Below are 14978 nucleotides of genomic sequence, written 5' to 3' on the forward strand. Positions count from 1 at the left end.
CTGAATGAACCGGGTGAGTTCGTTTTGAGCGATGCTGAAGTTTTGCCAGTTGATAATCGCATTGGGGCTGTTGGTGACGACGGTCACGCCCGGCGTGGCGGTATCAATGCTGACTTGCCCGCTTATGATTTGCGCGCCGTCGGGGTTGGCATAAGAAAAAGAAGGGTAGAGTATCGTTAAAACAGCCAGATGAAGTGCGCGACGCAGCGGCTGGTTTGCGCCAAACAATGACTGCCGGTGCGCGGACTGTTTTTTCCGATAGGTTTTCATGGTCATAAAGCGCACTTTAATTGTAATTATTTGATTACATTATATCGGCGGCTAACCCAATTCCTTAAGGTTATCAGTGAAAAATGCGAGCCAATTGTCAAAATGTTACTTACTGGTGTGGGTAAACGCGCCATCCCAGTCGCTTTCAGGCGGCGATTCAAGATAGTAGGCTATCCGGTCAAGATAAATTGGGTACAACTTATCATGTGGATACTGCTCAGCTAATTGCTCGAAAACGATTTGTGCGGCTACCCATTGTTGTTGTCGATAACTGTGCAGGCCCTGGTTCAATAAGTCGAGAATCTGCAATTGCCCGGCACTGATATCCTCTGTTACGCCCAACGGTTCATAAATGGTAATAGGTTTGTGCTTGCCCTTGACGCGTACTTTGTCCAGTTCCCGATAGGTGAACTCCGGAGCCGCCATAAGGGTGCTTTCACTGACAATCATTTTTACCCCATATTGTTTGGTGAGTCCTTCCAAGCGTGAGCCTAAATTGACTGCATCGCCCATGATTGTGTAGGCAATGCGAAATTGCGATCCCATATTGCCTACACTCATTTTGCCGGTATTAAGGCCTATGCCAATGTCAACTTCCGGCCAGCCTTTGGCTTTAAAATCTTTTTGAATGGTCGTTAAAGCTTGCAAGATTGCAAGACCGGCTCTTACTGCGTAGGTGGCATGTTGCGGGTTATGCATCGGAGCGCCCCAAAACGCCATGATGGCATCGCCGATATATTTGTCGATAGTACCTTTGTGTTCATGTATGACGCGGGTTACCGGTGTTAAGATATCGTTAATCAGTTCACACAGTTCCTGAGGTTCCATGCCTTCAGAGATGGTGGTAAAGCCCCTGACATCGGAAAATAATACGGTCATTTCCCGGCTTTCGCCTTTTAATGAAAATTCTTCATCCGATTGGCTCATTTGTTCGACTAATTCGGGCGGAATATATTGGCCGAACATGTTGCCCATTTGTTTTTTCTTGCGGCTTTCAAAGAAAAAACCGAAAAATATCTGGATGCCGTACAGTAAAGTCAATAAGGTGATGGGGCTTGCCAGTACAGTATCGATGTTCCACATCGCCCAACAGTAAAAATTGAATGCTATTCCGGCAATAAGCAATACACCGAATATAAGCGCGGATAAAAATACGGGTAAGCGGGGAAATACAAAGATAGCCAGCAGGCAGACCCATAGTAACTCACCCAATTCAACCGCCAGGATATAACTGGGTCTGGATTTAATGGTTTGATCGAGTAATCCGCTGAGAATATTGGCATGTACCTCAACGCCTGCATAGACGTTTTGTACCGGAGTTACCCGTAAATCGAGCAATCCCGCCGCCGACGTGCCGACAATAACAATTTTGTCTTTCAATTTCTCTACGTCGGCTACACCATTAAGCACATCGGTAGCTGAAATATAGGGAAAACTGCCCTGTCTGCCGCGATAGGGCACCAAAAGGGTGCTGCTCTGATCGACCGGAATATGAAAGCTTTCAATGTCCAGGCCTTCCAGATGGCTATCGATATTATTTTTGCCATAACCCTCGCCGGTAATAAATTTAACCTCCGGCATGCCCAACAAGGCTCTGAATAATGCCAGCGACAATGCTTCATAAAGCTGATGATTATAATTGATTAACAGTGGCAGTCTTCGATAAACACCATCTTCATCGACGTTGGGATTGTTAAAAAAACCACCTGCCATAGCCGCTGTTTGCAGTTTAGGCAGGTTAGCGGCATAGCTTTGTCCGTTGAACAATAAAGGACTGAAAGGTAAGCCATCTGCTGCCGCCAAGGACGCTGGCAATATGCCCACTTCCGGAGTTTTTTCGGTTATATGGCTGGCGAAATAACCCAAAACTACAGGCCTGTTTTCGATACTTTTGGCAAACATGTCATCGTAAGACAGTTGCGGACGCATCGTTTCCAGAGTCGATAAAAAATCGGCATTCTTTTGCAAAGGGCCGGATGCCATTTTTTCCAGCAATTCAACTCCCGCGCTGGTATCAGGCTCGGAAAAGACCACGTCGAAACCCAGTAACTTGACGTTGTAATAATCAAACAGCATATCGACCAAATAGGCCAGTTTATCCCTGCGCCAGGGCCAGCGGCCTTCTTTGGCAAGGCTTTCCTCATCTATATCGATAATGACAATGCGTGGATCGACGGAGTTGAGAACCGTTGTCCGCAAGCGCAAGTCATATAAAATATTTTCCATGCGCTGCAGGGTTGGAATATGTAGCCAGTGTGCAGTGTGAGCCATGAATAACAGCGTGATTAAAGCACATGCCAGAAAACGATAAAATTTAAGCCATTTATTACTGAATTTCATCAAAGAAGCCAAGTTGATCAGGATGAGTGAGGCGTGGGGAATGGGAAATATTTAACCGCCAAGCCATATAGAGTTTCGCAAAGTTTTGTTGGCGTTCCTTTGCGTATAACGTTGCCTTCACTGCGGTAATATTTTTTCTTATCTATTTAATCAACGTCAATTTGGTAAGCATCCAGAAACTTTTCAGCATATTTTTTATAGATTTTATGTTCAATAAATGCATCATACAGATCGGGGTCAATATGCTTTTCTTCTTTCATTTTCTTTAAGATAAACAAAGCGTCAGAAAGTTTTTTTCCTGATTTGTAAGGCCGGTCTTTTGCTGTTAATGCTTCAAAGACATCGGCTATGGCCATTACCCGTGCCGGAATGGACATTTGTTCTCGGTTAAGTCCTTTTGGGTACCCTTTGCCGTCCATGCGTTCATGATGGCCGCCGGCATATTCGACGACGTTTTGTAAGTGTTTGGGGAATTTAATGGCTTCCAGCATGGCAATAGTAACGTTAATATGATTATTGATGATTTTTCGTTCCTCCGAGGTCAACGTGCCTCGGAATATACTCAAATTGTAAACCTCTTCATCGCTTAATAACGGGACGCTGTCATTGTTGGGTGACCATGTAAGCTTTTGTAACGATTTAAGACGGACAATGTCTTCATCCAACATTGCTTCTCCTCCGGTATTGCAGCGGCGGATAAATGCCAAGTCATCGTCCAGTTGGGCAATATTGGCTTGGTAAGTTTGTTCCGGTTCGGGGGACGGCGCTTTCTTGTTTTGCAATTCAGCAATTTGCTGTTTAAGCAGAGCGATCTCCTGATCGCGTTTTAATACTTCAAAGCGGGCTTCCACCAAATGAATACGGTCAAAAATAGCTTCCAGCTTTGTTGCCTTGTCAATGACATATTCGGGCGTGATGATCTTGCCGCAGTCGTGTAACCAACTTGCGATAGTGAGTTCGTAATGATCTGCGTCGCTAAGTTTAAAATCCTGCAAATAGCCATGGGTAGTATCGCTTGCCGCTTCTGCCAGCATTAAGGTCAACTCCGGGACGCGACGACAATGTCCGCCGGTATAAGGCGATTTTTCATCAACCGCAGTCGCTATTAATTTGACCAGTGACTCAAACATGTTTTCCAGGTCGGTAATAAGCTGTTGTTTTGTTAATACGGTTGCCGCTTGTGAAGCCAAGGCTTCGGCAAAACGTTGAGAGACTGAATCGAACTTGATGATTTCTTTGGTTTCAGGATCAATGGCATTAATCAGTTGCAGGATGCCGATGATCTCACCTTGGTGATTGGTCAGGGGAATGGAAAGGAAAGATTTTGAGCGATAATTATTTTTTTTATCGAATGCCTTGGTACCGGCAAAATCGAAATTAACGGCATCGTAGGCATCGTCAATGTTGATGGTTTTATTGTTGTGATACGAATAACAGACGACATTCTTGAGGTTGGGTTCCCCATTTTCTCCATACAGGGGAATATTCGGAATACTAATGGGATTTCCTCCTCCTCCTAAAAAAATACCAAGACTATCGGAACGGATGATTTCTATTCTAATGGCGTTACCATCAACCCGGTATATTGTTCCTCCATCTGAGTTGGTAATGGATTTTGCTCCCAGCAAAATTTTTTCCAATAATTGCGCAGTATCTTTTTCAGAGGAAAGCGCAATACCGATGTCAGTTAACTTTTCAACTTGACTGATGATTTTTTGTAAATCGGCAGAAAGTTCGTTATCAATAGAGGCGGTTTTTTTAAACGGGGGGATATTTTTTTGCGTAGTCATGTACTAAGTACTGCGATTTTAGAAAGTATTTATTTAACTATAGTCCATGTAAGTTGACGACGCAAAAATAGATTGTCGATTATCTGCTTTAAGTTGATAAGCTGATTAAATTTAATGAATTAACGACGGCTGGCCTTTAATGCTGCGTCAAATAGGCAAGCGTTTTACGACGCTTTTACAGGAGAACGGAAGTTAAGTAATTTGCGGAAGATATTGGGAATTAATACTTGATGCCAGGCAAGTTATGCCAAAAATATAAATAAATTTTTCGCTACAAACTTGGATTGATCTAACTGCTGTTGTGCAGGGACAATGGGACTTATTGGGTCGCTATCGAGTTGAACATATCTGGAATTAACATAAGAGTTTAATGACTTAATTTGTTAAAAATATCGGCTATTCAATATCATTGAAGCCAGTCATTAATGTCTTAACATGAATAGCAACACTGGCAGCTAACGCGTTAAGATTATAGCCTCCTTCTAAGGCTGAAATAATCCGGCCCTTGCAACAACTGTCAGCAATGCTCATTAACTCCTGAGTAATCCATTTGAAATCATCTTCAACCAGCATGATGGAGGCTAACGGATCATCCTTATGGGCATCGAAACCGGCTGAAATCAGCAATAAATCAGGTTTGAACTTTTTCAGTGCGGGCAAAATAAGGTTGTTGTATTTTTGCCGGAATTCAATGCCGGAATCACCCGCAGCCAGCGGCACATTGATAATATTGCCGACACCGGTTTCTGCAGGATGTCCGGTGCCGGGGTAATGCGGCATTTCATGGCTGGATGCATAAAGCACATTAGGCTGATTGTAAAAAGCCGCCTGTGTGCCGTTACCATGATGGACATCAAAGTCAACAATGGCGATACGTTCTAGCTGGAAATGTTGACGCGCATAATTAGCCGCAATCGCTATATTATTAAATAGGCAAAATCCCATTGCCAGCTGGGGTTCTGCATGATGACCCGGTGGACGTATGGCGCAGAATGCATTGTCGGCTTTGCCGGTCAAGACTTTATCAACTGCATCGCAAACAGCGCCAACCGCGCGAAAAGCGGCTTGTCTTGATCCAGGCGACAGCACTGTATCATGATCCAGATAGTGCTCGCCTTGTGTGGGAATAGCTTCAAGAATGGCATCAATATGAAATTGGGGATGAACCAGTCGAATTTGCTCTTCTGTACCGAGTGGCGGTGATTGGCGGATTAAACCTGAGAACTCCGGTGCGGCCAATGCTTTTTCTATACTCCTGAGTCGGTCAGCGCATTCAGGGTGTCCAACACCTGTTTCATGAAAAAGAAAATCAGGGTGACTATAATAAAATGTCTTCACAAAGTTTCACTTTAGAGTCTGATAGTAAAAAACGATATTATCGGGAGTTGCCGCAATTAATAAGGTGATTCGCTAAATGCCTGGCGAGCTTATTTTAACAGGTACAGCCACATTCAGTTTGTATCCAAAACCTTTTACAGTCAAAATCCATTGCGGGTTGTTAGGGTCGTCTTCAATCTTTTTTCTTAATAGATGCATGTACTGATAAAGATCCGATTTGGTTGCCCGGTTATTTTCAGGCCAGAGATGGTTGATAATTTCATGGGTCATAAATACGCGATCAATATCTTTCGCCAATAACTCAAAAAGTTCAAATTCTTTACGGGTCAGATTCAATAACTTCCCGTTAAACAGGACGGATTTGGAACGTTGATCGATTTGAAAAGGTTCTACCGTAAAGCAGTTGTCATTATTGGCCAGATTATTAGACGGCTGATTGTTGCAGATAGCCGCATTTTGCTGCTGAAGCCACAGCAGTCTGCGATCATTAGCGGCTCGCCTTTCATAATTTCTTTTTTCTTGAGTAAATCGATGACGGAGCTTGAATTTGTTATGCAGATAATCTTTCAGTTGATTGACATCAAGAGGCGTATCTAAAGTTGTATCTACCCAGCGAATTGCTTCTTTTGCTACATTGGAAGCGTTATTAACGTCACGTAAATAACATACTGGAATTTGATGATTAATACTCATGTCACGGATCAAGTCGAAGTTAATTTTTTGAGCTTGATCTTGTGTCGGTCCCGCAGTAAGAATAACTATATTTGGCTGCATCTGAATCATTTTATTAATAGATTCCTTGTCGGCAGTGGATTCAAAAACCTTATAACGATTTGCATGACAATACCCTTTCAATAACCCCAGATGATAGGGATCATCGCTAATCAGTCCAATCCGAAAATCTGTATTCATTATGAGTCCTCGTAAAATCCATTAAAGTGAACAGACACTGGGCCTGGAGGGCAACAACAAAATAATTTATTTGCAAACGATAAAATAAAAGTCTTAAATATTTAAAAGTTACAATAAATTAGCAAGTTATAATTAACATTATCACAATCACGAGTTAATACACAAGGATACTTAGCTCCATTAGTAATAGCACGTATCCAAGAATTCGCTTATTTTAATCCAGAATTATTTGATAATTAATGGCGGTTTGGATCAGCCATATTGATTTCTAATCGGCTGTTTAAAAACCATGTTATTACCGGCTAAACTTTCGACGATTGGTATGTATTTTTACGTATTTTGTTTATGCAGTTGCTTTGTTAGGGTTAGCCATATCAATATAGACTTGAAACTGAGTGGCGTTTTCAATGGTTGTGACGAGCAATCAAAAAAATCGACAAAAATATTATTGCTGGTGTTATCTAAAATAAAGCTGTCACAACTCGTTACAATCAACTTAATGTCTTATTAAAAAACGGATAGTCACCTAACTTATGAAAATTGCCATCATCGGAACCGGTCGTGTCGGCTCGACTCTTGCTTATGCCTTGGTAATAAAACAGATTTGTGATCATCTGGTGATTGCCGGGCGTACTTATGAAAAAGCCCGGGGCGATGCTCTGGATTTGCAACACACGTTGGCTTTTTGCTCAAGGCCTATGCGTATTGAGAGCTGTACCAATGAGCAGGTAAAGGATGCCGATATTGTTGTAATCACCGCATCGGTTGCGCCTGATGGGCAGGTTTTGACTTCTCGTCTGCAATTGGGCGAGAAAAATACACTGCTGTTCAGGGAATTGATTCCAATACTGGCTGTCAATAATCCCAACGCCGTGTTTGTTATCGTCACCAATCCGGTCGATGTAATGACTTATGCTGCGTGTAAATTATCCGGTTTTGCCTCCAATCGGGTGATAGGCGTTGGGACGCTGGTGGATTCCGCCCGATTTCGTGCCTTACTTTCACAGGAAGAACATATTCATCCTGACGATCTTCGAGCCTATATTCTGGGTGAGCACGGTTCCAATCAATTACCTATATTGAGCAGTGCAGAAGCGGGAGGGGAGAGCATCGGCGACACGCCAATTCACCGACAGTTATTTGCACAGGTTACCGAGGCCGGTTTTGAGGTTTATCGTCTCAAAGGTTATACAAATCACGCTATCGCCACTGCGACATGCATGGTTATTGAGGCTGTGGTTTTCGACGAATACCGCACCATGCCGCTCGTTACGCGGTTTGACGACTGGATGGGCATTCAAGATAACTGCTTTAGCATCCCGGTGGTAGTAGGACGCAGCGGCATTATCCGTCATTTACACCCTGAGTTGGACGACAGCGAACAGCAAGTCCTGCGAACTGCGGCCACTGCTATCAAAAATGCTATTGTTTCATTGATACCCGACTTGGTAGATGACAGCCGCATCGATATTTGATCAATGCGGCTTTTATTGCAAGTGACGTACTGAGTCCATCAAATAAGCCCTACAATTACCATTCTAATGTCGTGAAGTTAAGGGCGACCTCCCAGCCATCTGCTGATTTATTTGCGCGCACCACCCTGCCTTCACAGCGAAGACGGGTCATGTTTTTGCCCATTTTTTGCTTGAGAATGAAGCATCGCAGCATTGAATTCGGCTCGACCGCATTATCCGTAGTAAAACAAACCCCAATAGTACTCAGATTGCGTGTTACGCCCGTACCTGAATCAAGTTCAACGGTACAAAATGTAGGATATCGGCCGGCTAATCGATTTTCTTTGCTATGATTCATATCTTGTTCCATGTGGATGATTTGTTGGGCATGGTGGCAGATTAATATAGGGAATCGGTATGCCTTTGCAATTATGCAGGAAGGAACCTATTTCAAAATTTCTGCGGATAATAGATGTTTAGTTACCATTATATTATTTAAAGTTTATATAGTTAAATTGATATCGCAACCAATCGAAAAGACATCGGCTGTAAAAACGGATGGGGCGGTACACGTGTCTATAGGATAGAAAATACGAGGGACTCAATCAATAAGCACTGTTACCTAGCAGGTGAAGCTGCTAGACCTGCCGGAAGATGCTCAAGCAGACTCATTCAGTACTGAATGAGTCTGAGGCTTACTTATTTTATGTGAATTAGGTAAAATCAGTCAGTTGAAGCGATCTCGGTATTTTTAAAACGCCTTGCCCACGTTTAGTTAGATTTACCGATAATGCCGCTCACCAACAGGGTTTTATACTATTGATAAAAGCCTTCAATCGTCCATTCGTCCCCCATTAACAAATGGGTAGTCTTTTTGTTGTGTACCGTGTGCGTACCTATTTTTTGCATAAAACATGTCGATTACTGAAATAAGCTCTGAAACCAAGCGTCGTAGAACTTTTGCTATCATCTCCCATCCTGACGCGGGAAAAACCACCATCACCGAAAAACTATTGCTGTTCGGAGGCGCGATTCAGCTGGCAGGTTCGGTGAAAGGCCGAAAAGCGGCGCGTCATGCGACTTCCGACTGGATGGAAATGGAAAAGGAGCGGGGCATTTCGGTAACCACCTCGGTGATGCAGTTCGAGCATAAAGACTGCATTATTAACCTGCTCGATACCCCAGGCCATGAGGATTTTTCCGAGGATACCTACCGCACCTTGACCGCGGTCGATTCGGCACTGATGGTAATCGACGTTGCCAAAGGTGTTGAAGACCGCACCATCAACCTGATGGAAGTGTGCCGCCTGCGTACCACGCCGATTCTGACCTTTATCAACAAACTGGACAGGGAAGGGCGCGAACCTATCGAATTGATGGACGAGGTCGAGAATATCCTGAACATCAAATGTGCGCCGATGACCTGGCCTATCGGCATGGGCAAACGCTTTAAGGGTGTTTATCATCTGTATAAAGATGAAATACACCTGTTCAGCGCCCAACATGGCGGCAAGATTGCCCAAGCTGAAATCATCAAAGGCTTGAATAATCCAAAGCTGGATGAGCTGCTGGACGATCAGGCCGAAGAACTCAGGGAGGAAATTGATTTGGTCAAGGGCGCCAGCCATGAATTCGATCTTGAAGACTATTTGGCGGGCAAGCTAACGCCGGTTTTTTTCGGCTCAGCCATCAACAATTTCGGGATCATTGAATTGCTGGATGCGTTCGCTGAATATGCGCCGGCACCCAGACCCAGAGAGGCAGAGCAGCGCACGGTGTTGCCGGATGAGCCGGCGTTTACCGGCTTTGTGTTTAAAGTTCAGGCCAACATGGACCCGTCTCACAGAGACCGGATTGCCTTTTTAAGAGTGTGTTCCGGTAAATTCGACAAGGGCATGAAGGTTCATCATGTGCGTATCGGAAAAAACATTCAGGTTGCCAACGCCATTACCTTCCAGGCCGACACCCGAAAAAGCGTCGAAGAAGCGTATCCCGGCGACATCATCGGCCTGCATAACCACGGCACCATCCAGGTTGGCGATACCTTTACCCAGGGCGAAACGCTTAAATACGGCGGCATTCCTTATTTTGCGCCGGAGTTATTCCGCCGCGTGGTGTTAAAAGACCCGTTAAGAGCCAAAGCTCTGCAAAAAGGACTAGTGCAGTTGACCGAAGAAGGCGCGACTCAGCTGTTCAGACCGTTAAAAAACAACGACCTAATTCTGGGCGCGGTCGGTGTCTTGCAGTTTGACGTCACTGCGTTCAGGCTTAAAAGCGAATACAACGTTGAATGCGTTTATGACGCCATCCCCATCTCAGCCGTGCGTTGGGTAAGTTCAGACAAACCGGCCAAGCTGGAAGAGTTCAGGAACAAAGCTTTTGATAACCTGGCCGAAGACGGCGGCGGTTACCTGGTTTACGTTGCTAATAGCCGAGTCAACCTGCAACTGACCGAAGAGCGCTGGCCGGATATTAAATTCAGCGCGACGCGGGAATTGTAGAATTGATCGGGTCCGGGTTGCACGAATTCAGACCCGATCGGCTTTACGGTTCAAAATATATTCAACTGGTAGGGAGAACTTGGGCTTTCGCGAATGACGTAGTTCGGCCAATTTGCGACATTCAGAATTACTGGATTTCGGGCACTGAATGATTAATCAACAACCAATGGACGAATAACTTTATTATGACATGGATAAAAAAAATCTTTCGTCGCAAAGAGAAAGTCAGACTTGAGAAAGTAAGACCTGAGTTACCAGCCTCTTTCAATGAAAATACAATGCTTAGGTTTATTGACGATACAATTAATGAACAACGCAAAACAAAATGCAAAAAAATTTATTTTAATTTTTCTACATTGGTATCTATTGAGCCTGTTGGCGTAGTAGTTTTAAGTAATCTTATTGATCATTTTGATAAAATCAATGTTGATGTGATCTTTGAAGGTTTTGAAATACAAAGTGAAGCTAACTTATTTCTTGATCAGAATGGGTTCTTTAAGCACCATCTTAAAGAAAAATACCAACCTAAGAGAAAATATCCACAAAAAAGAATCAAGTCGAATCAGAAACATTATTGTTACAAAAATCCCCAGCTAGTTTCTAGCGATGATGCAATGGGATACCTGTATTTCGATTTAATTCCATGGGTTGAGCGAGAAGTTAACCTGCCCGAAGATTCTTTATCAACACTTCGATCAGCAATTGAAGAAATATTTCATAATATTCGAGATCATTCGGGCGAAAAGGTGGGTTATGTTTTCGCACAGTACGCTAAAAATAGAAATGAAATTCAAATAGTAATATCAGATTTTGGAGTTGGTATTCCTAAGTTAGTCAAAACAAAAGTGCCGAGCATAAGCTTTGACTCTGACGCTTTGTGTAAAGCATGTGAAGAAGGTTTCACTACACAAAGTAATGTTAGAAATCGCGGCGCTGGACTCCCAAATTTAATGAAATATATCACTCTGCGTAATAGTGGCACTGTTTTAATTATCTCTGGAAAGGCTCGTGTTTTTGCAAATAAAAATAAAGGAAAGATTTTCAGTCCAGAAATTATTGCAACTCAAACTCAACATGATATTGCTTATCCTGGAACGCTTGTAAAAGTTGGGTTACGTACAGATACTCTTAAGCAATTTACCGAAGACACAAAAGAGGAGGTATTTGAATGGTAATTCGTATTTTAGATTATGTACCAAACGCATCAACTTATGAAGATGGGGAGGTAATTTTCAAAAAAATATTATTCGAAATAAAGCACGATAGACCCGTAACTATCTCCTTTGAAGGAATTAGTTCCGTACCTTCGGCTTTTATAAATGCAGCATTTATAAGATTACTTGAAGAATTAACTTTCGAAAAAATAAGGACATATTTGCGTATTACTGATTCTACAAAACGCATTAACGAGCTAATAAAAAGTCGCTTCGATTTTGTTGTCAAGAATCAAAAGACTTAGCCAGTAGGGCGGGCACACGTTTTGTGTTCACGCGGTATTATAGCTATCCCTCTAAACGGTGGGTAAAAAAGCATTGCCCACCCAATGACCACAATGGGTCGAAATCTGCCGTAGCTGACTCGCAGCTATGATGGCAGTTGAGTTGTCTGCTATTTGACAATCAACTTTTTGGGTTACGATGTTGGTTAACGATAAAACCGTTAACCAACCTACCTACGCATTATCATCAAACAGTTTTTTCCCTGTCAGTTGATGCGGATGCGCCGCTTGCGTTTTTTGAGCGCCGTCGTGGGCGTCCATGTGCCCCGTTTTTAATCCTGATTCTTCAAGCTGGTTTTTCAGGTAATCAAGGTTGTGTTTGATGAGTTCAGTTGTTTGCATGTTTTGGCTTTTGAAAAAGGTATTGATAACATCGTTCCGGTAGGAAACGATGCAATGAATGGTACCCAGTCCCGGCGGCGTAATGGTGATATTAACCGACCAGTCGCCGTTGCCGGATTGCTGTTTGTTTTCCTTGTCCTGCTGCACTTCAATCCGAACCGATTCCGCCTGTTGCCGGTCAATAAAAGGAATATCGATAATCCATAGCTGTTTTGGGTTGTCTTCCTTGGGCAGGGACATCAATTGATCCAATACCAGTTTGGCAACGGTGTTTTCGGTTTTATGTTGCAGATTCTTGAGCAGGTCGAGATCGACTTGATTTAATGGCTGTTCGCCTTGATGGGTAATTTCCTGCTTTAAAGCTTGAATGAATTTAAGCAAATTGGCTTTAAAATCCTCGGCAACCAGTCCGGTATCGGCTAAAGCGCCTGCTTTGGGCACTACATTGATGCCATCATCCGGATTTAACTTTGAAGGTAGCAACTCGGCTCCATGAACAGGCTTCGGATTAGCACCCGGTCCGTTAAGCAAGGGTTCTTTTTGCGTCAAATTCTGTAATATTTCAGCGGCTATGCGTTGCAATGATTGAGGTACGCTTTCATTTTTTATCAGCTGGGGTAGTTCTTTAATTAATTCGGCTTGAGCCGGCAGTTTGGCTTCGAGAAACAGCCCCGAATTGGTAATTGCCAGCTTAAGGCCCTGGCTAGTAATCAACTGCTCTTTTGGCGGCAGATTCTGAACTATTTTTGCGGCAATATCCTTCAAAACTTGAGGAACGCTTTCGTTCTTCATTAGCTGCGGCAAATCCTTTATTAACTGATTTAAAAAGATGGGCGAAGCTTCATGTCGCGGTAGAAACTGCTTTGTAAATTCGGCTATTTTTGCTTCAGGAATGTTATTGGCGGCAGGGCTAATTTTAAATTCCGGCGTGGTTCCAGCTTTTATGATTTCCAGATTCAGGCTTTGCCCGGTTTTTAAATCCGACGGTGCATTGGTCAGTTGAGTTCGATCAATAGTGATAACAGTAACTTGTTTATTGCCGGTATTCGCTGTCGATGGATTGAAAATCTGTAGCTGAATTTTATTGCCGATAATACTGATTATCTTTGCGTCCAAAAGCTGCTTTACGGACGATGGGGAGGCGGCGTTATCCTGTTTCTCAGTGACTGTCAGTCGACCGGTTGCGACGTTTCCAGCATCCTTGGCGGTTGGACGCATCGGTTCCCTGCCGCTTGCGGCACTCCCGCCATCCCTGGCAGTCGGTATTAACTTTAAGCGCAATTCAATGGCTGGGTTTTTTAGTTCGGGTAACGGCTCAAGAACTTTAAATTCAATCACTGGAGCGACCTGGGTGACCTGGATTTTTAAGTCCTGCCCAGAGTTTAGGGTAATAGGCTGGTTGCTTTGTACGGTGACGCTCTTGCCGCCCAATGATAAGGCAATAGCGTTTTTAGCCGCTTGTATATCGGCGTTAATCACTTTTACGTCAAGTTGTTGACCGACTTTCAGGCTTAAAGTGTTTTCCAACAGCCTGTTAGAGGCTGACAGGGACTGAGTGTTTATTGGCGAGTTAATATCCATTGAATAATATCTTAAGCCAACATTTTTTGAATATGCTCGATCTCATCTTTGGCAGTGTCCAATATATTAATGCTGTCGTTTGCATTCAAATGTCCGGCCAGTTTTTTATAAGCAGGCAGGTCATCTATTTTGGGTATTTTTTTTATATCAACTTTGCCGATAAAACTGTGCAATTGCGAGATCATTACAATGTCTGCGTAATTGGCTGGATTCTTGTTGTTGCGAAACCAATTTTCGGCATTAATCACCACATCCTCAAAATCCTCAGGAAAATCCCAGTGACGAATAATTTGCACGCCAATGTCTGCTCTTAGTTCCTTTACCGTTTCTACAAGGTCTTTTGGATTAGCAAGAATATCGGGATGGTTATCGGCATAAGTCAAAATGGGGACGATGCCAATATCATGGATCAGTCCGGCCAGCATGGCCCGGTCCGGATCAAAGCCTGGAATTTTATGGGCGAAAACGGCGCTGATGGAGGCAATGTAACTGCTGTGCGTCCATAATTCCGCCATTTTCTGACGAATAACGGGGGACTTGGCGTTAAATACCGATTTCATCGCAAACGCAGTAATAATGTCCTGGGCCGTTTTTAATCCCAATCGGGTCAACGCTTCGGGGCAGCTTTCAATCTTTTTTCGACTCATATACAAAGGGCTGTTGGCGATTTGTATCAGTTTGGCGGTAATTGACGGATCAATTTGGACTATGCGGGCTATTGAGGAGGTGCTGGATTTATCATCGTTAATGGCGCGGCGAATTTTAAAAGCCACATCCGGGATGGTCGGCAGCATCAGATCATCGGATTGCATATGCCGATAACAGTCCGTTAAAAGTTTGTTTTTAGCCAAACTTGCGCTGATATTGCTAAGGTTGTTAGTGGTTTGGCTCATGTTATGTCTATTTAATATTCAAACAAGCTCGCAAAGTTTAGTTTAAAATCTATCTATTC

At 43.4% G+C, this 14978-nt stretch carries 12 protein-coding genes; 4 read left to right on the forward strand and 8 right to left on the reverse strand.

Annotated features, from left to right (window positions below):
* From Q8L79_RS00245 to Q8L79_RS00265, 5 genes are all read right to left on the reverse strand, one after another.
* Positions 1 to 276 (reverse strand): hypothetical protein (locus Q8L79_RS00245; protein ID WP_305266992.1); only part of this gene is annotated, 276 nt, incomplete at its 3' end.
* Between the two features lie 99 nt (positions 277 to 375).
* Positions 376 to 2541: a CHASE2 domain-containing protein gene (locus tag Q8L79_RS00250; RefSeq protein ID WP_305266993.1), complete on the reverse strand. Its 2166-nt coding sequence runs from the start codon at positions 2539 to 2541 to the stop codon at positions 376 to 378.
* Between the two features lie 215 nt (positions 2542 to 2756).
* On the reverse strand, positions 2757 to 4400 hold the full coding sequence (locus Q8L79_RS00255; protein WP_305266995.1) for an HD family phosphohydrolase: 1644 nt from the start codon (positions 4398 to 4400) through the stop codon (positions 2757 to 2759).
* A gap of 396 nt (positions 4401 to 4796) precedes the next feature.
* Entirely contained in the window at positions 4797 to 5738 is a 942-nt protein-coding gene (locus Q8L79_RS00260) for a histone deacetylase family protein (protein WP_305266997.1), read from the reverse strand.
* 72 nt (positions 5739 to 5810) lie between these two features.
* Entirely contained in the window at positions 5811 to 6650 is an 840-nt protein-coding gene (locus Q8L79_RS00265; RefSeq protein ID WP_305266998.1) for a winged helix family transcriptional regulator, read from the reverse strand.
* A 533-nt stretch (positions 6651 to 7183) separates the two neighbouring features.
* Here Q8L79_RS00265 and Q8L79_RS00270 point away from each other — a divergent pair.
* Positions 7184 to 8125 carry a malate dehydrogenase gene (locus tag Q8L79_RS00270; protein WP_305266999.1) on the forward strand — a complete coding sequence of 314 codons (942 nt, stop codon included), beginning with the start codon at positions 7184 to 7186 and terminating at the stop codon, positions 8123 to 8125.
* 55 nt (positions 8126 to 8180) lie between these two features.
* Here the strand turns inward: Q8L79_RS00270 and Q8L79_RS00275 are convergent, their stop codons facing one another.
* Positions 8181 to 8462: a PilZ domain-containing protein gene (locus Q8L79_RS00275; RefSeq protein ID WP_305267001.1), complete on the reverse strand. Its 282-nt coding sequence runs from the start codon at positions 8460 to 8462 to the stop codon at positions 8181 to 8183.
* A 562-nt stretch (positions 8463 to 9024) separates the two neighbouring features.
* Between Q8L79_RS00275 and Q8L79_RS00280 the strand changes: the two genes are divergently transcribed.
* From Q8L79_RS00280 to Q8L79_RS00290, 3 genes are all read left to right on the forward strand, one after another.
* Entirely contained in the window at positions 9025 to 10605 is a 1581-nt protein-coding gene (locus Q8L79_RS00280; RefSeq protein WP_370869841.1) for a peptide chain release factor 3, read from the forward strand.
* Between the two features lie 185 nt (positions 10606 to 10790).
* A complete protein-coding gene (locus Q8L79_RS00285) occupies positions 10791 to 11780 on the forward strand; it encodes a hypothetical protein (RefSeq protein ID WP_305267004.1) in 990 nt (329 codons plus the stop codon).
* Positions 11774 to 12064 carry an STAS-like domain-containing protein gene (locus Q8L79_RS00290; protein ID WP_305267005.1) on the forward strand — a complete coding sequence of 97 codons (291 nt, stop codon included), beginning with the start codon at positions 11774 to 11776 and terminating at the stop codon, positions 12062 to 12064. Before Q8L79_RS00285 ends, Q8L79_RS00290 begins: the two co-directional genes overlap by 7 nt.
* 213 nt (positions 12065 to 12277) lie before the next feature.
* On the opposite strand, the gene Q8L79_RS00295 is transcribed toward Q8L79_RS00290, so the two are convergent.
* Together Q8L79_RS00295 and Q8L79_RS00300 are read right to left on the reverse strand one after the other, a co-directional pair.
* Positions 12278 to 14026, reverse strand: a complete 1749-nt coding sequence (locus Q8L79_RS00295) for a flagellar hook-length control protein FliK (RefSeq protein WP_305267006.1) — start codon at positions 14024 to 14026, stop codon at positions 12278 to 12280.
* 11 nt (positions 14027 to 14037) lie between these two features.
* Positions 14038 to 14919 carry an HDOD domain-containing protein gene (locus Q8L79_RS00300; RefSeq protein WP_305267008.1) on the reverse strand — a complete coding sequence of 294 codons (882 nt, stop codon included), beginning with the start codon at positions 14917 to 14919 and terminating at the stop codon, positions 14038 to 14040.
* Between the last annotated feature and the right edge of the window lie 59 nt (positions 14920 to 14978).

The sequence above is a fragment of the Methylobacter sp. genome (assembly GCF_030680395.1).
Classification (GTDB): domain Bacteria; phylum Pseudomonadota; class Gammaproteobacteria; order Methylococcales; family Methylomonadaceae; genus Methylobacter_A.